This window comes from Halarchaeum salinum (assembly GCF_039520965.1).
GTDB classification, from domain to species: Archaea; Halobacteriota; Halobacteria; order Halobacteriales; family Halobacteriaceae; genus Halarchaeum; species Halarchaeum salinum.
This window is the reverse complement of sequence record NZ_BAAABL010000033.1, coordinates 63,823-84,150: the sequence shown is the minus strand read 5'-3', so window position 1 is coordinate 84,150 and position 20,328 is coordinate 63,823. Positions and strand designations below refer to the sequence as shown.

17 protein-coding genes are annotated in these 20,328 nt (G+C 68.7%); 6 read left to right on the top strand and 11 right to left on the bottom strand.

Features of this window, described 5'->3' with window-relative positions; genetic code table 11:
• Positions 1–11: 11 nt before the first annotated feature.
• Positions 12–2,369 (bottom strand): DEAD/DEAH box helicase, encoded by a 2,358-nt coding sequence (locus ABDZ36_RS03630; RefSeq protein WP_211311621.1) that lies wholly within the window; start codon positions 2,367–2,369, stop codon positions 12–14.
• A 128-nt stretch (positions 2,370–2,497) separates the two neighbouring features.
• On the opposite strand from ABDZ36_RS03630, the gene pheA reads away from it, so the two are divergent.
• From pheA to ABDZ36_RS03615, 3 genes are all read left to right on the top strand, one after another.
• A complete protein-coding gene (gene pheA / locus ABDZ36_RS03625) occupies positions 2,498–3,307 on the top strand; it encodes a prephenate dehydratase (protein WP_211311622.1) in 810 nt (269 codons plus the stop codon).
• Between the two features lie 119 nt (positions 3,308–3,426).
• Positions 3,427–3,846 (top strand): Hsp20/alpha crystallin family protein, encoded by a 420-nt coding sequence (locus tag ABDZ36_RS03620; protein ID WP_211311623.1) that lies wholly within the window; start codon positions 3,427–3,429, stop codon positions 3,844–3,846.
• A gap of 156 nt (positions 3,847–4,002) precedes the next feature.
• Entirely contained in the window at positions 4,003–4,449 is a 447-nt protein-coding gene (locus ABDZ36_RS03615) for a peroxiredoxin (protein ID WP_211311624.1), read from the top strand.
• Here ABDZ36_RS03615 and ABDZ36_RS03610 read toward each other — a convergent pair.
• The gene (locus tag ABDZ36_RS03610; RefSeq protein WP_211311625.1) at positions 4,435–4,950 is read right to left on the bottom strand and encodes a hypothetical protein; all 516 of its coding nucleotides are present in this window, start codon (positions 4,948–4,950) and stop codon (positions 4,435–4,437) included. The two genes, ABDZ36_RS03615 and ABDZ36_RS03610, sit on opposite strands and share 15 nt — an antisense overlap.
• Positions 4,951–5,042: 92 nt before the next feature.
• Between ABDZ36_RS03610 and leuS the strand changes: the two genes are divergently transcribed.
• A complete protein-coding gene (gene leuS / locus ABDZ36_RS03605; protein ID WP_211311626.1) occupies positions 5,043–7,940 on the top strand; it encodes a leucine--tRNA ligase in 2,898 nt (965 codons plus the stop codon).
• Between the two features lie 60 nt (positions 7,941–8,000).
• On the top strand, positions 8,001–8,231 hold the full coding sequence (locus ABDZ36_RS03600) for a DUF7535 family protein (RefSeq protein WP_211311627.1): 231 nt from the start codon (positions 8,001–8,003) through the stop codon (positions 8,229–8,231).
• Between the two features lie 3 nt (positions 8,232–8,234).
• Here ABDZ36_RS03600 and ABDZ36_RS03595 read toward each other — a convergent pair whose 3' ends face one another.
• Entirely contained in the window at positions 8,235–9,221 is a 987-nt protein-coding gene (locus ABDZ36_RS03595; RefSeq protein ID WP_211311628.1) for an ornithine cyclodeaminase family protein, read from the bottom strand.
• 84 nt (positions 9,222–9,305) lie between these two features.
• Between ABDZ36_RS03595 and ABDZ36_RS03590 the strand changes: the two genes are divergently transcribed.
• A complete protein-coding gene (locus ABDZ36_RS03590) occupies positions 9,306–9,506 on the top strand; it encodes a hypothetical protein (protein ID WP_211311629.1) in 201 nt (66 codons plus the stop codon).
• A 245-nt stretch (positions 9,507–9,751) separates the two neighbouring features.
• Here ABDZ36_RS03590 and thsA read toward each other — a convergent pair whose 3' ends face one another.
• The 8 genes from thsA to ABDZ36_RS03550 form a co-directional block, all read right to left on the bottom strand.
• A complete protein-coding gene (gene thsA, locus ABDZ36_RS03585; RefSeq protein WP_343749206.1) occupies positions 9,752–11,440 on the bottom strand; it encodes a thermosome subunit alpha in 1,689 nt (562 codons plus the stop codon).
• 194 nt (positions 11,441–11,634) lie between these two features.
• Entirely contained in the window at positions 11,635–12,189 is a 555-nt protein-coding gene (locus ABDZ36_RS03580) for a KH domain-containing protein (RefSeq protein WP_211311630.1), read from the bottom strand.
• 642 nt (positions 12,190–12,831) lie between these two features.
• Entirely contained in the window at positions 12,832–13,698 is an 867-nt protein-coding gene (rio1, locus tag ABDZ36_RS03575) for a serine/threonine-protein kinase Rio1 (protein ID WP_211311631.1), read from the bottom strand.
• Between the two features lies 1 nt (position 13,699).
• Positions 13,700–13,981, bottom strand: a complete 282-nt coding sequence (eif1A, locus tag ABDZ36_RS03570) for a translation initiation factor eIF-1A (protein ID WP_211311632.1) — start codon at positions 13,979–13,981, stop codon at positions 13,700–13,702.
• Between the two features lie 177 nt (positions 13,982–14,158).
• A complete protein-coding gene (locus ABDZ36_RS03565; RefSeq protein ID WP_211311633.1) occupies positions 14,159–15,139 on the bottom strand; it encodes a tyrosine--tRNA ligase in 981 nt (326 codons plus the stop codon).
• Positions 15,140–15,214: 75 nt separating this feature from the next.
• Positions 15,215–17,179, bottom strand: coding sequence for a DUF460 domain-containing protein (locus tag ABDZ36_RS03560; RefSeq protein ID WP_211311634.1), 1,965 nt, complete (start codon positions 17,177–17,179; stop codon positions 15,215–15,217).
• Positions 17,180–17,227: 48 nt separating this feature from the next.
• Positions 17,228–18,631, bottom strand: a complete 1,404-nt coding sequence (locus ABDZ36_RS03555; protein ID WP_211311635.1) for an MmgE/PrpD family protein — start codon at positions 18,629–18,631, stop codon at positions 17,228–17,230.
• Between the two features lie 48 nt (positions 18,632–18,679).
• Positions 18,680–20,254 carry a hypothetical protein gene (locus ABDZ36_RS03550; protein WP_211311636.1) on the bottom strand — a complete coding sequence of 525 codons (1,575 nt, stop codon included), beginning with the start codon at positions 20,252–20,254 and terminating at the stop codon, positions 18,680–18,682.
• Positions 20,255–20,328: the final 74 nt, after the last annotated feature.

Below are 20,328 nucleotides of genomic sequence, written 5' to 3'. Positions count from 1 at the left end.
TACAAGAATCCTCAGACGATCTCGACGATGCGCTCCGCGCGCACGGTATCGAGGACGCTCTCGGGGAAGACGACCTCGACGGCGTAGACGAGCGCGTCGTCGTCAGCGCCGAAGACACCGATCGGGAGCGTCGTGGCATCGTCGAGATACGCCGTTGTGCTCGTCATCTCTACCGTCTCGCCGTCGCCGCCGTTTCGGGTCGCGGTGACGCGACAGGCGACGCGTGCGGCCCCACCGTCGTTGCACACCGTCACCTCGCGCATGTCGTTCTCGCCGCGCGCGACGCTCTCGGGGAAGTCGCCCCAGTCGATCGAGACGTCGGGGAGTGCGGCAGCCTGCTCAATCACGGCGTCCGCGACGCCACCGGAGAGGCCCGCATCCACGAGACCGTCGTGGCCCGCCGCGCGCACGGCGGCGACACTCGTGAGCCCCTCGTCGACGAGTCGGTGTGCGCGTCCGGCCCCGACGCCGTCGAGCGCGGTAAGTTCAACCGCCTCCGCGGGGACGCCGGTGTCGATGCGCGCCTCCAAGCGATGGGCGAGGTTCGCGCCGTCGGGTTTCTCGAAGCGTTCGAGGAACTCCGCGAGCGCGGCGAGCAATCGGAGGGCGTTCTGCCGGATGATCCACGCGTCCGAGCGGAGTTCGGGCGGCGTGGATCCGCGCATCGCGCCGTAGAGGACGCCGAGCACCTTCCGGGGGCCGGCATCGAGGTCATCGCCGCGATTCCCGAGGACGGACGCGACGGCCTCACGCTCGTCACGACGGGCGCTCACGCTCTCGAACTCCGCGGCGCGCGCGATCGCGCGGAGGACGCCGGCCTCGTCGACGTCGCCCTCAGCGAGGTCGCGGAAGCCGACCGCAGTGTCCATATCGAGGTAGTAGGTCGAGGTGAGCATCCCCAGCTGGGTGGCGGTGAGCCCGAGATCATCGTGCGCACGAACGAACCCCTCCTCGATCAGGTCGTCGAGGACGCCGCGCACGCGCTCGCGAACGTTCGCGAAGTCGTAAGCATCGGGCGCGGACTGCGCACGCCGGTAGTAGAAGGTCGTCTCCAGCCACGCCATCACGTCGTCGAGGTCGTCGACCGTGCCCATCGCGATTTCGGCGTTCAGGTGCTCGGGGAGGTCGGCGGCGAGCGCCGACTCGATCTCCTTGCCCTCGCGGAGGAGCGTGCGATATTTGTCGGCCTCCGCGTTGTCGCAGACGACCCAGCCGTAGCCGACGTCGTCGTAGCCGGGACGGCCCGCGCGCCCGAGCATCTGGAGGACGTCGAGCGGGCTCATGTCGACTTCGCCCTCTAGAGGTTCGTGGTACTTCGTGTCACGGATAACGACGCAGCGCGCGGGGAGGTTGACGCCCCACGCGAGCGTCGACGTCGAGAAGAGGAGGCCAATCTTCCCCTCGCGGAACCACGCCTCAACGTGATCTTTGTCGTTCTTCGAGAGGCCGGCGTGGTGGAACGCGACGCCGTCGAGGACGCTCTTTCGGAGGGTGTCGTTGTCGAGTTCCTCGGCGTCGGTGTGGAAGTCGTAGTCGCCGCGCGCGCCCATCGGGATGTCGCGTTCGGCGAGTTCGTCGCGGGCCTTCTCTGCCGCGCGGACGGTGTCCTGTCTGGAGGCGACGAAGACGAGCGCCTGGCCGTCCTCGCGGAGGTGCGGTTCGGCCCGATCGAGGGCCTTGTACAGTCGCCGATACTTGTCGGCGAAGGAGTTGTCGCCGTGGACGTACGTCGTGACGTCCGCGTGGAGGTCGACCGGTCTGTACTCGTCCCCGAACTCGAACGTACAGTCGGGGGGCGCATCGAGCCACGCGGCGACGTCCTCGACGTTCGGCATCGTGGCCGAGAGCGCGACGATCCGGGGGTCACAGAGCCGCCGGAAGCGCGAGACGACGACTTCGAGGACGGAGCCGCGGTGGTCGCTGTCGAGGAGGTGGACCTCGTCGATGACGACGACGTCGACGTCCGTGACGAACGAGTATCGCGGCGAGTCGTGTTTCCGCGTCGCCGAATCGGCCTTCTCGGGCGTCATCACGAGGACGTCGGCGCGCTCGGCGCGGCGAGGGTCGAGGTCGCGTTCGCCCGTGACGACGTACACCGAATACCCCATGTCCTCGAAGCGCTCCCACTCCTCTTCCTTCTCGTTGGTGAGCGCGCGCAGCGGCGCGATGAAGAGCGCGGTCCCGCCGGCGGCGAGCGCCTTACAGATCGCGAGTTCGGCGAGCGCGGTCTTCCCCGAGCCGGTGGGGGCGGCGACGACGACGTTGCCGTCGCGCTCGGTGAGGGCGGGGACGGCCTCGCGCTGCATCCGATTGAACTCCTCGAAGGGGAAGGCGTCCGCGAACTCCGGGACCGCCTCGGCGACCTGCATTATCGAGTGAGCGAAGGGCGGGCGGCGGGGAAAGCGTTTCCGTCCCGCGCGGCGGTCGCCGGAAACAGTCGCCGGCACCGTGCACGACGGCGACGCTCTTTTCCCGCGTACGCGGCCTATTGTGTGGTATGCACACGGTCACGCTCGGCCCCTCGGGGACGTACTCGCATCGCGCCGCCGGGGCGATCGCGAGCGACGACGAGATCGAGTTCCGCGAGTCCATCCGCGACATCGTGAACGCGGTGGCGGACGGCGACGCGCCGCGCGGCGTCGTCCCCATCGAGAACAGCATCGAAGGGAGCGTCACGGAGACGCTGGACGCCCTCGCCGCGCGCGACGTCACGGTCGTCCGCGAAGTCATCACGCCGATCAAGCACGGCCTCCTCGCCCAATCGGAGGAGTTCAACACCGTCGCGAGCCACCCGCAGGCGCTCGCGCAGTGTCGCGAATACCTCGACGAACACTACCCCGACGCGACGATCGAGGCCGTCGCCTCCACGGCGCGCGGCGTCGAACTCGCCGGCGAGGACCCCACGGTCGCCGGCATCGGCCACCCGGACAACGCGACGAGCGACTTGCGGGTGATCGCGGCGGACATCCAGGATCGCCGCTCGAACGCGACGCGCTTCTTCGTCGTCGCGCCACCCGAGGAGCGCTCCGACGCCGGCGGGAAGTCGAGTTTCGTCGTCTATCCGGGCGCGAACTACCCCGGCCTCCTGCTCGAACTCTTAGAGCCGTTCGCGGACCGCGGCGTCAACCTCACGCGCGTCGAATCCCGCCCGAGCGGCGAGCATCTCGGGGATTATCTCTTCCACCTCGACGTCGATGGCGGCCTCTTCGAGGAGCGCACGCAGGCGGCGCTCGCGGAAGTCGAGGAGCTCGCTGAGAACGGCTGGGTGCGAAAGCTGGGGAGTTACGATGTCGAGCATGTGGTGTGAGTGGGCGAAGCCCACTAACACGAACGGGGAGGAACGACCCGTGAGCGGGCGGAGCGGCGGGCAACGGGACGACGCGATCGGCCGACCGCTTTTTGCGTGGACCGGGCGTCAGTCGGGGTATGCGACGTAATCCGTTCGACGAGCTCGGGGAGACGCTGGACGAACTGAACGCCGCGTTCGGGGGCGGCGAGCGTCGCGCGACGCCCGTCGACGTGGCCGATACGGGTGAGGCGTACGAGGTGCGGATGGACCTCCCGGGCTACGACCGGGCGGCCATCGACGTGGAACTCGACGGGCGCACACTCCGCGTCCGGGCCGAGCGGGATACGGACCGGTCGGTGACGGAGCGCTACATCATCCGAGAGCGCAGTCACGAGACGGTCGAGCGAGCCGTGACCCTGCTGGGCGACGTACAGGAGGCGGGCGCGTCGGCGACGCACGAGAACGGCGTACTGACGGTCCGCGTACCGAAGGACGGGCCGAACGAGGAACACATCACCGTCGAGGAGGCGACGGAGGACGAGAGCACCGCCGACTAGGTGACCGGACGCGAACGCTGTCGCTCGACGATGTGGCGTGGGCGGTCGAGAAGGCCGACCGCACCTCGGTCGTATCTACTACTTGTGACGAGAACGACTTAAACGGCGTTCGCCGCGGACACAACGGCGATGTGCCGACGGCGCGTGTGTCGGTGTATGCTCGAAGCAGGCGACGACGCACCCACGGTGTCGGCGGAGAACCAGGACGGCGAAACGCTCGAACCCGACTTCGCGACGCCGACGGTGCTCTACTTCTACCCGCGCGACGACACGCCGGGGTGTACGGTGGAGGCGAAGGGGTTCGACGCGGAGTTGGGGGCGTACGACGACGCGGGCGTGGACGTCTACGGCGTCTCGACGGACGACGCGGACTCCCACCGGGACTTCTGTGAGAAGTACGGGCTCGGCTTCGACCTGCTCGCGGACCCCGATGGCGAGATCGCCGACGCATTCGACGTCGACACGTCGGGCGGCGCGGCGGAGCGCGTGACGTTCGTCCTTGCCGACGGCGAGGTACAGGCGGCGTACAGCGGTGTGTCGCCGGACGGACACGCCGAGGCAGTGCTGGCGGACATCCGCGACGCGGGCCTACTCGAGGCGTGAGGCGATCCCGTCGGCGACGGTCGTGACGGCAGCCTCCCACTCCCCGTCGGGGTCCGCGCCGTGTTTCGGCGGCGAGAGCGCGAGGTCGCGGGCAGCGTAGGTGAACCCCTCGACGTGCGCGGTCGCGAGACGGCCGACGAACGCCGCATTTTCGCGCTTCGAGGAGACGCCGCCCGTCTCCAGGTCGTAGTAGTCGCTGAACAACTGGACGAGGACCACGGGACGCTCGAACTCCCCCTCGTCAGCGTAGCGGGCGAGTTTCACGGGGTTGTTGGCGGGGTCGGCACGGCGCATCTCGACTTCGACGAGGATCAGCGGCGCGTCGGCGGCATCGGTCCCGGAGCGGGAGACGCCAGCGGCGTCGCCATCGGACTCGGGCACGCCGGCGACGTCGACCGGCGTTCGGCGCGCGTACCACTCCGTCTCCCACGCACGCGCGGGGAGGCGCTCGGCGAGAGCGTCCCGGAGGGCGCGTTGGACGCGCGCCGTGAAGTCGGCCACGAGCTGGCCGTCGGCGCGGGCGAGGGAAAGCGTTTCGCCCCGGCCTCCCGGGGATGGGAGGCCTTTTGGCTCGCCGCGGTGAACGACGGGGCATGACCTACGAGCCGCGGGCACTCGAGCGGAAGTGGCAGGAGCGCTGGGAGGACGGCGGGCGGTACGAAGCCGACCCGGGCGACGACGAGGACGCGACGTTCGTCACCGTCCCCTACCCCTACCCCAGCGGGGGGATGCACATCGGCCACGCGCGTACGTACACCGTCCCGGACGTCTACGCACGCTATCGCCGTCTGCAGGGCGACGACGTGCTCTTTCCGATCGCGTGGCATGTGACCGGCACGCCGATCATCGGCGCGGTCAACCGCCTCCAGAAGGGCGAAGAAGAACAGCTCTCCGTGCTACGCGATACGTACAACGTCCCGGAGGACGAGCTCGAGGAGCTGGAGACGCCGATGGGGTTCGCCCGCTACTTCATCGAGAACCACTACAAGCGCAACATGAAGTCCCTCGGCCTCAGCATCGACTGGCGCAGGGAGTTTACGACGAACGATCGGCGCTACTCGAAGTTCGTCACCTGGCAGTACGAGACCCTGCGCGAGAACGACCGGCTGGAGAAGGGGCTCCACCCCGTCAAATACTGCACCGAGGAGGAGAACCCCGTCACCACGCACGACCTCCTCGAAGGCGAGGATGCCGAGCGCCAGGAGTACACGCTCGTCAAGTTCGGGCTTGGGGGGCACGAGTCGCGTAGCGACTCGGAACGAGCGAGCGGCGGGCAGCCGCGAGCAGTGAAAGTCCCGATGGCGACGCTGCGCCCGGAGACGGTACGCGGCGTCACGAACGCCTACATCAAACCCGACGGCGACTACGTCGAGGCCGAAGTCGACGGCGAGACGTGGCTCATCAGCCACGACGCCGCGCGCAAACTGCTGCTCCAGCAGCGCGACGTCGAGATCAAAGAGGAGTTCAAGGGTGAGGCGCTCGTCGGCGAGCGCGTCGAGAACCCGGTGACGGGCGAGGACGTGTTGATCCTGCCCGCGGACTTCGTCGATCCGGACAACGCGACGGGCGTCGTCATGTCCGTCCCGGCACACTCGCCGGACGACTGGATGGCGCTCGAAGCCGCGAAGGCGGACGACGAGCGGATGCGCGTGTACGGCATCGACCCCGCCGAGGTCGACGAAATCGAGCCGAAGGCCATCATCGACGTGGAGGCCTACGACGACGTCTTCCCGGCCCGCGCAGCCGTCGAGGAGCACGGGATCACGAGCGCGGACGACCCGCTGCTCGAGGAGGCCACTCAGGAAGTCTACAACCGTGAGTTCCACGGCGGAACGCTGAGGGATATGTACGGCGACGACGCCGGGAAGGTCGTCGAGGATGTCCGCGACGAGCTCGCCGAGCGCTATCGCAATTCGGGGCAGTTCGACGCGATGTACGACTTCTCCGAGCCTGTGGTCTGTCGCTGTGGCGGCGACGTCGAGATCGCGGAGCAGGAGACCTGGTTCCTCACGTACAACGACGAGGACTGGAAGGCGCTTGCCCACGAGGTCGTCTCGGAGATGGACGTCGTCCCGGAGACGAGCCGCGATCAGTTCGACCACACGATCGACTGGCTGGAGGAGTGGCCGTGTATCCGGAACTACGGCCTCGGGACGAAGCTCCCGTGGGACGACGACTTCGTCATCGAGCCGCTCTCGGACTCCACGATCTACATGGCGTACTACACGATCGCCCACCGGATCAAGGACGTCCCCCCCGAGGAGCTCACGCCCGAGTTCTTCGACGCGCTCTTCGACGGGCCGGACGCCGTCGAGGGCGATGCACCCGAGAAGGCCCTCGAACTCCGCGAGGAGTGGGACTACTGGTACCCCGTCGACTACCGCGTCTCCGGGAACGACCTCATCAGTAACCACCTGACGTTCTTCCTCTTCCACCACGCGGACCTCTTCGAGCGCGCGAACTGGCCGGAGGGCGTCGCCATCATGGGGATGGGCTTGTTGGAGGGCGAGAAGATGTCGTCCTCGAAGGGCCACGTCGTCCTCCCCGCCGAGGCCATCGAGGAGTACGGCGCGGACACGGTGCGCTTCTTCCTGCTGAACTCCGCCCAGCCGTGGCAGGACTACGACTGGCGCGCCGACGAGGTCGCCTCAACGCGCAAGAGCTTGAATCGCTTCTACGACCGCGCCGAGGATGTCGTCGATCTCGAGGCTCCCGCTCGGGAGGACATCGAACTGGAGCGCATCGACCGGTGGCTGCTCTCCAAGCTCCAGGGAACGATCGAGCGCACGACGCGCGCGATGGACGAGTTCGAGACGCGAAGCGCCTCCCAGGAGGCCTTCTACCGCTTCGAGGAGGACCTGCGCTGGTACCGCAAGCGCACGGACACCGAGCGGCCGGCGGCGCAGTGGGTTCGCCAGGAAGTGCTGCGCACGCGCCTGCGCCTGCTCGCGCCCGTCGTGCCCTTCCTCGCGAACGAACTCCACGACGAGCTCGACGGCGTCCCGGTGGAGGACGCGGCGTGGCCGAGCGTCGATCACGACCGGAAGAGCACGCGCGTCGAGGTCGAAGAGGAGCTGATCGAGTCCCTCGTCGACGACGTGCGGGACATCGTGGACGTCACGGGTACCGATCCCGACGACATCACCGTCTACACGCCCGCGGAGTGGAAGGGCACGGTGTTCGAGACGGTCGCGGAGACCGGAACGGACATCGGTGCGGTGATGGGCAAAGTGATGCAGAAGGAATCGCTGCGCGAGAAGGGTGACGCCGTGAACGACCTCGTACAGGACCTCGTCGCCGATATCCGGGAGTACGACGACGAGGAGCTCGCGGCACTCGAAGCCGTCGATGAAGCCGAGCTCTACGCCGACGCGGCGGGCTTCCTCGCACGGGAGTTCGACGCCGATGTCGATGTCATCCCTGAGGCGGACGCCGAGGACGAGAAGGCCGAACAGGCCGTGCCGTTCCGCCCCGCGATCCGCCTGAAGTGACGAAGCGCGAGCCGAGCGGAAGCCGGGGGGCTTAATCCCCCGGCCGTCGAAGCCGGCGGTATGACCACCGAAGCGCCGCGGACGCTACGCGAGAAACTGAAGCGGACGCTCTCGCCGCACATCGAGGAGGGCGGGCTGACCGGCCGGGCCGAGATGGACTTCTTCGGCCTGCTCTACCTCGTCGTCATCCTCGTGCTGGTCGTCCCGCTCGTCCCCTTCCTCGTCGTCGCACACGTCCTCAACTCCATGGTGCGCTCCTTTTACGACCCGTTCCGACGGCCGCGGGACTGAGCGTTAGACGCCGAGCAGGTCGAACGCCGTCCCGCTCCCCCGCTCGGCGGCGTGTTCGTAGACGACGTGGGCAGCCGCGACATCCTGGATCGCCAGCCCGGTGGAGTCGAAGACGGTCACGTCGTCCGCCTCGACGCGGCCCGCCTTCGCTCCCGTCACGATTTCGCCGATCTCGCCGTAGAGGTCGTCGTCGTCGAGGACGCCGGCGTTCCACGGGACGTTGATCTCGCCGGAGTGCGTCGTCTGTGCGTAGTCGTCGATGACGAGCTTCGCCGCGAGCAGGAGCCTATCGGCGAGCTCGTGCTTCCCGGCCGCGTCCGCGCCCATCGCGTTGACGTGCGTGTGCGGACCGAGATCGTCGGGCCCCACGATCGGGTCCTCGACGGGCGTGACAGTCGAGAGGATATCGCAGTGGCCGGCCTCGCTGATCGAGCCCGCCCGAACGTCGAACTCGTCCCCGAAGCGCTCGATGAAGCGGGTGATACGCTCCTCGCGGAGGTCGCTAACGACGACCTCCGTGATATCGCGAACCTGGCTGATGGCCTCCAGTTGGGTGTAGGACTGGACGCCCGCGCCGACGATGCCCACCGAAGTCGCGTCCGCGACGGCGAGCGCGTCCGTCGCGACGGCGGCGGCCGCGCCCGTGCGCTTCATCGTGAGCACCGTACCGTCCATGATCGCGAGCGGATAGGCGTTTTCGGGGTCGGAGTAGATCATCGTCCCCATGACCGTCGGGAGGTCGAACGAGTCGGGATTGTCCGGGTGGGCGTTCACCCACTTGATCCCGGCGGCGTCCCACTCGCCCGCGTCGAGGTACGCGGGCATCGAGCGGAAGTCGCCGTTGTACTGCGGGAGGTCGATGTAGGACTTCGCGGGCATCTGCGCGTCGCCGCGCTCGTAGGCGGCGAAGGCGTCGCGAACGGCCGGGACGATCTCGGCCATCGACGCGTTGGCGTCCACGTCGTCCGTATCGAGAAGGAGCGTCTCCATACGCGAGGGGAGGACCGATAGCCACTTAGAACGCGTGGAGTGGGCACCGCATCAACTATGGCGATCCGGGCCCAAACGCCGTGCATGAGAGCACATAGCGTCCTCTCGTCGGTCGCGACGGTGTCGCTCATCCTCGCGCTCGGCACCATCGGCGGCTGGCTCCCGGTGCCGAAGCCCGCGGTTTTCTTCCTTCTCGCGATCACGATCTGTCTCTCCGTCGTCCTCTTCTTACTCACCGCCTACCGGATGACGCAGGGCGTCTTTGCGGCGGAGAACCCGGTCTAAGGCGAGGCAGCGACGGAGCGGCGGACGGAACAACGACGAACGGAACGTGCTCCGACGCGACACAGAGCGCCGACGCCGTCAAGCGTATCGAGGAGAGCCGTCGCTACGCGATAGCGTCGAAAAGAACCGGAGCGTCGGGAGTCGAGCGTGCGGTTCGGGTCGGGTGGTTGTGGTGTGGGTGGCTGACGGCCTGTCTCACGGGACTCCATCCCGTTCGACTTCCCGAGGTTCTTTCAGAACCTCGTTTACATAGCGCCGCCCATGCCGCCCATGCCGCCCATGCCGCCGGGCGCGCCGCCGGGACCGCCCGCGCCGCCGGGTCCTTCGTCCCCGCCGTCGTCGGAGTCAACCTGCCCGCCAGCGAGGTCGCCCGCGGCGATGACGTCGTCGATGCGGAGGATCATGACGGCCGCCTCGGTGGCGCTCTCGATGGCTTGCGTCTTCACGCGGAGGGGCTCGACGACGCCCTCCTCCTCCATGTCGATGACCTCGCCCGTGTAGGCGTCGAGGCCGGCGCTCGTGTCACCGTCCGCGTGCTGCGCGCGGAGGTCCACGAGGGAGTCGATCGGATCGAGGCCGGCGTTCTCGGCGAGGGTGCGCGGGCCGACTTCGAGAGCGTTGGCGAACGCCTCGACGGCGAGCTGCTCGCGCCCACCGACGGAGTCCGCGTAGTCGCGCAGTTCGAGGGCGAGCTCGGTCTCCGGGGCACCGCCGCCGGGGAGTACCTGGCCGTCCTCGAGGGTGACGCGCACGACGCCGAGCGAGTCGTCGATGGCGCGCTCGACCTCGTCGACGACGTGCTCGGTGCCACCGCGGAGGATGAGCGTGACGGACTTCGCGTCCGCGACGTCCTCGACGAAGATGCGCTCGTCGCCGCCGATGTCCTTCTGGGCGACGCTGCCGGCCTCACCGAGATCCTCGGACTCGATCTCCGTCGCGTTGGAGACCGGGATCGCGCCCGTCGAGCGGGCGAGACGGCTGAGGTCGGAGTCCTTCACGCGGCGGACGGCGAGGATGCCTTCCTGCGCGAGGTAGTGCTGGGCCATGTCGTCGATGCCGCCGTCGACGAAGACGACATTCGCGCCGGTCGCGGCGATCGCGTCGACCATCTCCTTGAGCTGCTCCTCTTCCTGGTCGAGGAACTCCTGGAGCTGGTCGGGGTCGGTGACGTTGACCTCGGTGTCGATCTCGGTCTCCTGCACTTCGAGCGCGCCGTCGATGAGCGCGATCTTCGCGTCCTCGACCGCGAAGGGCATGTTCTCGTTGACGCGCTCCTTGTCGACGATGACGCCCTCGATGAGTTCGGAGTTGTCGATGGAGCCGCCGGTGACTTTCTCGACTTTGATGTTGTCGGTGTCGACGACGCCGTCGTCGGCGACAGCCTGTGCGGCCTGCACGACGAGACCGGAGAGGGCGTCCTTCGCGTTCTCCGCACCCTTGCCCGTCATCGCCGTGGCGGCGATCTCCTCGAGGTGCTCTGTGTCGTCGGCGTCGATGTCGATGGCGATCTCGGAGAGGATCGATTTGGCCTCTTCTGCGGCCTCCCGATACCCCTGCGCGAGCGTGGTCGCGTGGATGTCCTGCTCGAGGAGGTCCTCGGCCTCGTCGAGGAGCTCACCAGCGACGATGACGGCGGACGTCGTGCCGTCACCGACCTCGTTCTCCTGTGTCTCGGCGACCTCGACGATCATGTTGGCCGCCGGGTGCTCGATGTCCATCTCTTTGAGGATGGTGACGCCGTCGTTCGTGACGACGACCGAACCCTGCGAGTCGACGAGCATCTTGTCCATCCCCTTCGGGCCGAGCGTCGTCCGGACGGACTCCGCGACGGCCTTCCCGGCGGAGATGTTCATCGACTGTGCGTCCTCGCCCGACGTTCGCTGCGAATCGTCGGAGAGTACGATCAGCGGCTGATTGCCCATCTGCTGCGCCATAATCACTCGTTGATTGTTTGCCATTCTATATAAAACTTTGGGAGAGGTGCGTCAGCACGTCTCGGGCCACACGAACACAGCATGTGAGACAATACCAACAATAGTGTTTAAGTGTATCCGGCGGTCGGAAGTACGCGACAGGTGCGATCGAGGCGCGGCAGTGGCTGGCAACTAGCGAAAAGAGCGGGAGACGGCTAGCCGGAGAACTCGTGGTACTCCATCCCCTGATGTTTGAGCTCCTCGACGTGCTTGCGTTCGAGGAAGGAGTAGACGGAGCCATGGGGAGCCCCATCAAGGAGCATCTCCGCGGCCGATCGGGCGACGTCGACCTCGTTCGGGCCGCCGATCATCCCGAACGTCGAGCCGTAGATGACGACGTCCGCGCCCGTGAGTTCCTCGATGAGTTCGCGCGTACGCCCGCTGTCACCGATGAGTCGTCCCTTCTTTCGGCGGAGATCGTTGTCGTTGCGCGCCGCGCGCTCGATATCGATGGTCTCGAAGAGCCGCATGTCGTCCTCAAGCAGCGAGAGCGCCGCGTCGGGCTTGAAGCCGCGGCCGATGGCCCGCACGATGTCGGGGCCCTTCATCCCGCGAAGTGGGTCACCGGTCTTCTCGATCGCGACCGCGCCGTCGTCGGAGTTCACGTCGAGGTCGACCTCCGCGGACCGCTCGATGCGGCGCAGGGTCTCCCCGCCCTCCCCGATGAGGACGCCGATGCGGTCCTGCGGAATCTTGACGTGTTGCGTCATATGCAGACGATACGGGACGAAGCGGTTTAAGACTTACACGCCGCGCGCGGCGTCGAACAGAGGGGCGATGGCGAACAAGAATAAACCATATATCGCGATATTAAATTCCGGTGGGCGTGCCGGAATCACGCTCAGTGGCGAGCGCTGCGGCGGGCAACGCGGAGTCGAGCAGGCGGGGGGATCGAGAACAGAGCGGTCACTCCCGACCAGCCCGGTGACGCCGAATCCCGCTAGTGGGACGGACGCCGGCGAGGGCGTCGGTGCCGGAACGCGACTCGAAAGCGTCCCGCGCCCCCCTTGACGGACCAGCTTCGGGGGGTGGGCGACGGCGCGGCGACCGTGAAGACACCGGCGGTGCGGGCCGCTCGCGGGGTTCGGACGGTCCCGGTGGCGTTCGTTCTCGGACTGCCCCGCTCTGCGGGGCGGGAATAGAGACAGCGGTCTCGGCCGCGTTCCGCCGGTAGTGGCGGTGGTGACGGCGGCGAGTCGCTTCGGTGAACGTGTGGGTCGGCGAACGATCGGCGAAACGAGCCCGGCAACGGATTTCGTATCGTCGTATGCAGTGTATCGTTGCGGGCGACCGGCGAACGACCGGGAGCAGCCGCGACGCCCTCAGAACGGAGAGCGCGGCGGAGAGACGGATTATTCGCCGGCGTCGCCGCTCGGGTCGGCCTCAACGTCGGTCACATGCTCGTAGAGTTCGTCGGCGTCGGTTTCGACGCCCTGGCGGGCGAAGAACGACGCGACGTTCTCGCAGTCCCGACGGAGGAACTCCGCGGCGTTGCCGTGGTGGATGGTGACGGCTTGCCCGACGTCGATGATGGTGAGTTCGCCATCGTGGACGACGATGTTGTATTCGGAGAGATCACCGTGAACGAGGCCGGCCCCGAAGAGGCGCTGCATGTACTCGCGGACGACGTCGTAGGCGGTCCCGGGGTTTTCCAGCGTCACGTCGTGGAGCGTCGGGGCGGGATCGGTGGCCTCGCCGATGAGTTCCATCACGAGGACGTTGCGCTGGACGGCGATCGGTTCCGGCACGCGGACGCCGGCGTCGTGAGCGCGGGAGAGGTTCGCGAACTCCTTGCGCGTCCACGCGAGCACGACCGCCTTCTTGTCGCCGCGGATGCCCTCGAAGCGCGGGTCACCTTCAAGGTAGTCGCGCATGTGCTGGAAGTTCGAGGCGTTGATGCGGTAGACCTTGACGGCGACGTCGTCGCCCTCGGGCGCGGCGGCCTCGTAGACGTTCGCCTCCTTCCCCGTCGAAATCGGGCCGCCGAAGGCCGCGAGATGGCCGTCCTGCACGAGCTTGTAGAGCGCCGCGAACGTCGCGTCGTCGAACGCGCCGTCCTGAACCTTGAGCTGGTCGGCGTCCTTCATCCGTTTCAGGAAGGATTCGAACGCGCGGTCCTGACGGCGCGTGATCCGATCGACCTCGTCGTCCGAGACGTCGATGTCCGTCCACTCGTCGCCCGGCGCGCCCTCCGTCTCCTCGATGAACTCGCCGGCCACGTCAGACGAGCCCCTCCTCGCGGAGTTGATCGGCCTCGTCCTTCTCGTAGCGCCACTCGACGTCGGCCTTCTCGTCCTGCCAGTCCCACGGGTCGACGAGCACGATGTCGCCCTCGCGGATCCAGACGCGTTTTTGCATCCGGCCGGGGATACGCGCCGTCCGCTCGGTGCCATCAGCACACCGGACCGCGATCCGGTTAGCGCCGAGCATCTCCGTCACCTCGGCGAACACCTCGTCCCCCTCAGGCATCCGGAGGTCGACTCGTTCGTGTTCCTCGCTCATTAGGCCCGTATAGCCTCGGCAGACGGTTAAATGCAACTCACAGGGCCGATCCGGGGGTTCACCCGTGATGGCGGGACCACACGCGAGCGTGCGCTGAAAGAGAGACCCGCGGCGGCCACGCGACGCGTGGCCCATTCCGCCGCGGGCGATGTCGGGCCACCGTTCGCCAATTCCGCCTCAGTCCCGCAGTTCGCGGAGGCGCTCGCGGCCGGGCGCGATGAGGTCGTCGAGATAGCCCGCGAGCGCGGTCTTCGCGTCCTGTGGGTGGAGTTCGCCCGAGTCGAGGTCGGCCTCGAGGGCAGCGTAGCGCTCGTAGCGGAGGTCGCCGCCGTACTCGTCGGGGCGCTCGACGACCACGTCCTCAACGCGCGGGAAGACGTGGTACTCGAAGATCTGGAGTACGGGGTTTTCGAGGTCGCCGTCGGGGTTGGCCGTCGGCGGGCAGAAGGCATCGTTGACCTTCTCGGCGATGTCTTCCGTACTGTCCTCCATGCTGATCGAGATGCCGGTGGAGGAGCTCATCTTCCCCTCGCCGGTGCTCAGGTCGGCGATGAGCGGCGTGTGCAGGCAGGTCGGCGCGTCGTGGCCGGCCTTCGGGAGGACGTCGCGGGCGAGCATGTGGACCTTGCGCTGTTCCATCCCGCCGATCGCCAGATCGACGTCGAGATACTCGATGTCGAGGGCCTGCATCAGCGGATAGACAGCCTGTGAGACCCGCACGGTGTCACCGCTCTTGATCTCGCTCATCGCCCGCTCGGCGCGCGAGATGGAGGTCTCGCGCTCAAGTTCGTGGAGATCGAGGACGTAGTCCTCGTCGTTCTCGAACTCGGAGCCGTAGCGGAACTCCGTCGCGTCCTCGTCGAGACCGTAGGCGAGGAACTGCTCTTTCATCCGCTCCGCAGTCTCGCGGATTTCCTCGAAGGTCCCCTTGTCGTTGAGGTAGGCGTGGACATCGGCGAGGAGGACGACGACCTCGAAGCCCGCCTCCTGGAGGTCGATGAGTTTGTTCGCCGTGAGGAGGTGACCGATGTGAAGCACGCCGGAGGGCTCGTAGCCGACGTACGCCCGCTTCCCGTCGGGGTCCTCGGCCAGTGCCTCCACCTCCTCCTCGGTCACGACTTCCGCCGCGTTCCGAGTGATACGCTCGTAGGCGTCCATGGCGTGGCAAAACGGGAGGACGGGGTTAGCGGTTGCGGTGTCGGTCGAAACAGGGACAACGGCAATCGGGCGGCGCTACTCCCGGTCGGTTCGGTGCTCCGAGATGATCGAGTCGACCATGCTCTCGGTCTCCTCTTGCGCGCGCCGTTTGGCACGCTCCGCGTAGTCGGCCTCAACGGCTGCGACGGCGTCTTCGCGGGCGATCGCGAGTTCGTCGATCTCGCGGATGGACACATCGCTTGCGCCGCCGAAGGCGACGTCGGCCTCATAGAGCATCTCTTCGGCGATGTCGCTGGTCTCCCCGTCGAGCAGGACGACGCGGGGCTCGCGCTCGACGAGCGCTTCGGCCGTGCGTCGGCCCGCACCGCTGGCATCGCGGAAGTAGACGACGTCGCCGCGCGCGATCCCGTAGTCGTCGTCCGCGGCCTCGATCGCGTCGAGCGTGAACTGGCCGACCGGTTTGACGGCGGTGAGCGATCCCGAGTCGTTGACGTCCGCGAAGTTCGAATGATCAAGCTTCCAGAGCTCCTTCAGGCGCTCGAGCTTTCCCGCGAGTTCATCGGCGCGTTCGCGCTCCTCGTCGAGTTCGGTCTCCAATCGGTCGTTCTCCCACTCGAGGCGCGTGACCTCGCGGCGCTCGCGGGCCTCCTTGCGCTCCTCGCGGCGCGATTCCTCGAGTTCCGACTCCAGTTCGGCGATGCGCTCGTCCTTCGCATCGAGGTCAGCTTCGAGGTCCGTGACGTGGTCGTCAAGACGGGTGACGCGCTCGCGGAGGCGTTTGATCGTCTGCTCCTCCTCGGTGAATTCGCGCGCCTCGTGTTCGTGCTCGTCATCGTCGTCGCCGTCGTCCTCGGTGAGGTCGTCAACGGCGGCCTCGACGGTGGACTCGTCCGCGAGCACGCGTTTGACGACCTCGCCGCGATCAACTCTGGGCGGGATCTTACGCGTGATGCGTCTGATCTGATCGGCGTGATCGTCGTGGGCGTAGAGCGCGGCGGCCATCGCGTCGCGCTCGTGATCGTTGTCGTACCCCTCCTCGCGGGTCCGGTGTTGTTTCTCGTCGATCGGGATGTCGCTCGCCGGGTGCCAGCCGGCGGCGTCGAAGCTGCGGCGGATCTGGTCGACGGTCGCGGGCATCGGGTCGACGTCCGCGGCGACGAGCACGGGCCGGCCGCGCTCGATGATCCACTCGATGACGTCGGCGGTGTCCGCGGTGCGCGTCGAGAGGACATCAAGGAGGTGGCCGTCCAGGTCGACGAGGGCGACGGCGGTCGTGGTACCGGGGTCGACGCCGACGAAGACGCGGTCGCGGCGCTTCGCCAGCGGGCGGAGTTCGATGCCGTCGCGTCGGACGCGCTCGATCACGACGCGGACGTCACCCGAACGCTTGTTCGAAACCGGGATGTCCTGCGGGCGGCCCTCGACGGTGAAGACGGCGTTCGAGAAGCCGCCGTACTTCTTCGTGACGTCGCGCTCGTAGTCGAGGCCGGCGTCGTCGAGTTTCGCGGCGACGTCGCGAGTCTCGCGTTTGACGTTCCCGTGGATGCGGCGCGTGTAGCGGTCCTGACTCCACCCGCCCTTCCCGGTCGAGCGGCCGCGCGAGACCTTGACGGTGGTCTCGTCGGTGAACGCCGAGACCTCGTGGCCGACGTTGCGCGCGGCGAGGCGGGCGGCGGCCTCGGCCTCCTCTATCGCGGGTTTGCCGTACGGCACGCCGTGGCGTTTCGCGACGCGCGAGAGGGGTTCGGGCCGTTCGTCGCCGGTGACCTGGACGAGCTTCGTCTCGTCGGGCAACCCGCCCAAGAAGCGGACGAGGGCGTCCTTGTCGGCGGCGAGTTCGTACATATTGTCCGTCGCGACGATGTCCGGGACCTCCGACTCGATCAGGCGGAGGAGCTTCCGGCGCGTCACGACGTCGCGTTCGAGCGCGTCGCCGTCGTGGGTAACGAGGGCGTAGGAGGGCGCGTCGCCACGGACGTCGCCGCTCTGCACGTCCACCCCGTAGACGAGCGTGTCGAGCGCGCGCGTGCGGGTACTCATTCGACGGACGCGACTAGGCGCTCGTGGCGTATAAGTTCCGCTCCGGGATCAGGCGAGGGCGCTGAGAACGTCCGCGACGCGCTCGGCCTCGTCGGCGTGTTCGCAGGCCGCGCGGAGCGTCGTCGCCCGTTCCGCGGGGAGGAGGCGCGCAGCCTTCGCGGCGAGGGTATCCCAGTCCATCGGCTGAGTCGGGTGGCCCGGGTACGCGCCGACCTCGGCGTGGTGGACATCTCCGTCGTCGCGTTCGACGTCGATCACGGCGGGTAGCAGGCCGGCCTCGAACTGTGCGGTGAGGCCTGGAGTCTCCTCGACGGCGACGCTCGCGGCGAGGTCGCGAACGGTCGGATCACCGAGCGTGTCCGGAAGCGCGGTCTGCCCCGCCACGAGCGCCGCGGCGACGGAGTAGGGTAGCGAGCGCGCGGCGTCCGCGACGGTATCCGGCGTCGGGTCGTCCGTGGGCGCGGGGAGCGTGAGCGGGTCGAAGGTGCGGACAACGACGCGCTCGACGGTCGCGGGATCGAGGTCGACGCGCGCACCGAGGTCCGCGGCGGCCGCGACGGCCGACTGGACGGCGAACGGCCCGGTCACGCGTCTCGCCGCGGCGTCGTGGACGCGCTCACAGGCTGGATCGAGGGCGAACCCGCCCTCGTCGGCGTGCGCCTCGATGGAGTCCGTGTCTTCGCCGAACTCGCAGGCCGCGCCCTCGGCGTCGGTAGCCGCCTCACCTCCATCGTCGGTGCCCGCGGCGTCCCCGGTCAGGCCAGGGGCACCGCCGAGGTCGCCGAGTACCGGGTGGCCCGCGAAGGGGTCGGCGGGGCCGCTGACGCCCGCGGCGGCGAGCGACGCGGCGGTGAGGCCGGCGCGGGCGGCGAGCGGCCCGGCGAAGTCGGCTTCCGAGAACGACGCGCCGTTGGCGACGGCGAGCGCGACGGCGTCACGGGTCTCCGCGGCGTCGAGCGAGCGGGCGCGCGCCGCCCCGGCGGCTGCAGCGACGAGCGCGTGGATCGCGGGCCCCCAGCCGTGCTCGCGGACCGGCGCGTGCCACGCGAGTTCGCCGTGGACCTCGTAGGTCGACGCGAGCGCGGCGAGTAGCGTCTCGCCGTCCGCGTCGGCGGCTTCGGCAGCGGCGACGACGGCGGGAACAGCGTCGCTCGGATAGCTCGGCCCGTCGGGTGTGAGGAAGGCGTCGGCGGCTGCGGAGCCACTGACACGGGCGGCGTTGTGGAGGGTCGCCGCCGCCGGCCCGGCGCGAGCGGCCGCTCCCCAGCACGCACAGGCGTCACCGCCCTCGACAGCGGTGACGCCCCCAATCGCGTCAGCCACGTCGGAGTCGACGTGCGCGACCGCGAGCGCGTCGAAGAGATGGCGTTTCGTCGCGTCGGCGACGGCCGCGGAGAGGTCGTCGTACGTCACGTCGGCGACGAAGGCGGCGATGTCGGCGGCGGTCGTCATGGCGGAGTGTGAGGCCGGCGATGGGAAAACCGGTCCGGATCGCGGCGCTCAGTACGCGAACAGGTCCCATGCCCACTCGCCGAGCGAGCGCGCCCCGAGAGCGTCCGGCCGGCGGGCGTCCACGTCGGGCCCGGAGGCGACGTCATAGGTGTGATTCCGAACGAGCGTGGACCCGCTGATCGTCGCGTTCAGGCGCGCCGACCCGCCGAGGACGACGCCGCGTTCGGTGTCGAGTTGCATCCGCACGCGCGCCGTCCGCACGGTCGCATCGGCGGCGTCGGCGTTCTGGAGCGCGTCGAACACCGCGGGGCCGTCGGTAAGCGCGAGCGTTCGCACGCCGTCGGTTTCGCTCACGGTCGTCCACGATCCCGTCCGGGCCGCGGGAAGGCCGTACGGGAGGCCATCGGTGATCGTGTACTCGTCGCGGAGGTACCAGTAGCCCGGCAGGGCGCGCGCGCTTTGCCAGTTCCGGACGTCACGCTCGCCGAGCGCGAACAGGCCGGGGGAGAACGCGCTGAAGCCGTAGGCGACGCCGCTGTCCGCGTAGCCAAGCACCGGCCGGCCGTCGCCGGTGTCGAGGACGGTGCGGATCCGGCGATCGGAGCGCTCGACGGTCGTGGTGGAGACGACGCGCCCCTCGGAGTGGACGTCGCGGACGACGACGCGGTGGTCCCGCGCGGCCGTCCGGTCGAGCGCCGCGGCGTACGCGTCAATCGCGTCCGCGGGGAGCGACGTGTCGGGCACGTCGGGCGTGGGCCGCGTCTCGGTGACGCGGATCGCGCTCGCGCCGACGACGAGCCCCGTGACGAGAAGGACAGCGAGCACGGCGCGTTTCACGGGGGCAGCGCGCGTCGGGCGGAGCGGGTGCGGGACGCGGCGGGCGAGCGCGACGTGGGTCGGATAGGCGAGCGTTCCGAGGAGCGCGAGCGTCCCGACGGTGGAGACGAGCGCGACGGCGAACGCGAGGAGCGCCGCGGTCTGCGTCGCGTACCGATTGTTTGCGAGCGCGGCGCACCCGAAAAAGACGCCGATGGTGACGAGCGCGCACGCGACTTGCACGCCGACGGCAGCCGCGGTCCGGCGGCGATCACGGAGTCCCCGAAGGGGAGCGAGGGCGACGGTCCGGACGTCACTGCCACTGATGGCGTGTTCGACGGCGGGCGCGAGGAACGCCCACGCGACGAACGCACCGCCGGCGACACCGAGGAGCGGCGCGACGTGGACCACGACGGTCGAGACGATACCGCCCGTCGCGTAGAGCACCCACCGGATCGCGGTGTCGAGAACGAGGAAGGCCGCCGCGCCGCAGGCGAGCGCGACGAGGTGGCCGCCGACGGCGACCGCGAGGAGCGACGGGCCGCGCTCGCGGAGCGTCGCGCGGAGGCCCCCGTCGGGCGTCGCGTCGGCGTCGGCGACAGCGTCACTGACGGAAGGGGCGGCCGCGCCGAGAAGTGGGATGGCGGCGACCGGCGGGCAGACGACGGTGAGCAGTGGGTGGACAGTGCCGAGCGCGAGGCGGAGGATGACCTCGCAGAGGAGCGCACCGCCGGCGAGTCCGAAGAGACGCGGACGGTTGAGCGCGACGCGGAGGCCGTCGCGGACGGCGTCACGGGGAGCGGGCATCGCTCGCACGTCCTCGCTATGCGCCCTTGACGGTTCCGCCGGAGTCGGGTCTCGTCCCGCGGGCGATCCCGTGA

Excerpts from the sequence above, each read along its gene's own strand:
- ABDZ36_RS03560 (WP_211311634.1), bottom strand. The coding sequence starts at position 17,179 with ATGAGTACCCGCACGCGCGCGCTCGACACGCTCGTCTACGGGGTGGAC.
- ABDZ36_RS03580 (WP_211311630.1), bottom strand. The coding sequence starts at position 12,189 with ATGACGCAACACGTCAAGATTCCGCAGGACCGCATCGGCGTCCTCATC.
- thsA (WP_343749206.1), bottom strand. The coding sequence starts at position 11,440 with ATGGCGCAGCAGATGGGCAATCAGCCGCTGATCGTACTCTCCGACGAT.
- ABDZ36_RS03590 (WP_211311629.1), top strand. The coding sequence starts at position 9,306 with ATGAGAGCACATAGCGTCCTCTCGTCGGTCGCGACGGTGTCGCTCATC.
- pheA (WP_211311622.1), top strand. The coding sequence starts at position 2,498 with ATGCACACGGTCACGCTCGGCCCCTCGGGGACGTACTCGCATCGCGCC.
- ABDZ36_RS03600 (WP_211311627.1), top strand. The coding sequence starts at position 8,001 with ATGACCACCGAAGCGCCGCGGACGCTACGCGAGAAACTGAAGCGGACG.
- ABDZ36_RS03550 (WP_211311636.1), bottom strand. The coding sequence starts at position 20,254 with ATGCCCGCTCCCCGTGACGCCGTCCGCGACGGCCTCCGCGTCGCGCTC.
- leuS (WP_211311626.1), top strand. The coding sequence starts at position 5,043 with ATGACCTACGAGCCGCGGGCACTCGAGCGGAAGTGGCAGGAGCGCTGG.
- eif1A (WP_211311632.1), bottom strand. The coding sequence starts at position 13,981 with ATGAGCGAGGAACACGAACGAGTCGACCTCCGGATGCCTGAGGGGGAC.
- ABDZ36_RS03565 (WP_211311633.1), bottom strand. The coding sequence starts at position 15,139 with ATGGACGCCTACGAGCGTATCACTCGGAACGCGGCGGAAGTCGTGACC.
- ABDZ36_RS03615 (WP_211311624.1), top strand. The coding sequence starts at position 4,003 with ATGCTCGAAGCAGGCGACGACGCACCCACGGTGTCGGCGGAGAACCAG.
- ABDZ36_RS03595 (WP_211311628.1), bottom strand. The coding sequence starts at position 9,221 with ATGGAGACGCTCCTTCTCGATACGGACGACGTGGACGCCAACGCGTCG.
- ABDZ36_RS03630 (WP_211311621.1), bottom strand. The coding sequence starts at position 2,369 with ATGCAGGTCGCCGAGGCGGTCCCGGAGTTCGCGGACGCCTTCCCCTTC.
- ABDZ36_RS03555 (WP_211311635.1), bottom strand. The coding sequence starts at position 18,631 with ATGACGACCGCCGCCGACATCGCCGCCTTCGTCGCCGACGTGACGTAC.
- ABDZ36_RS03620 (WP_211311623.1), top strand. The coding sequence starts at position 3,427 with ATGCGACGTAATCCGTTCGACGAGCTCGGGGAGACGCTGGACGAACTG.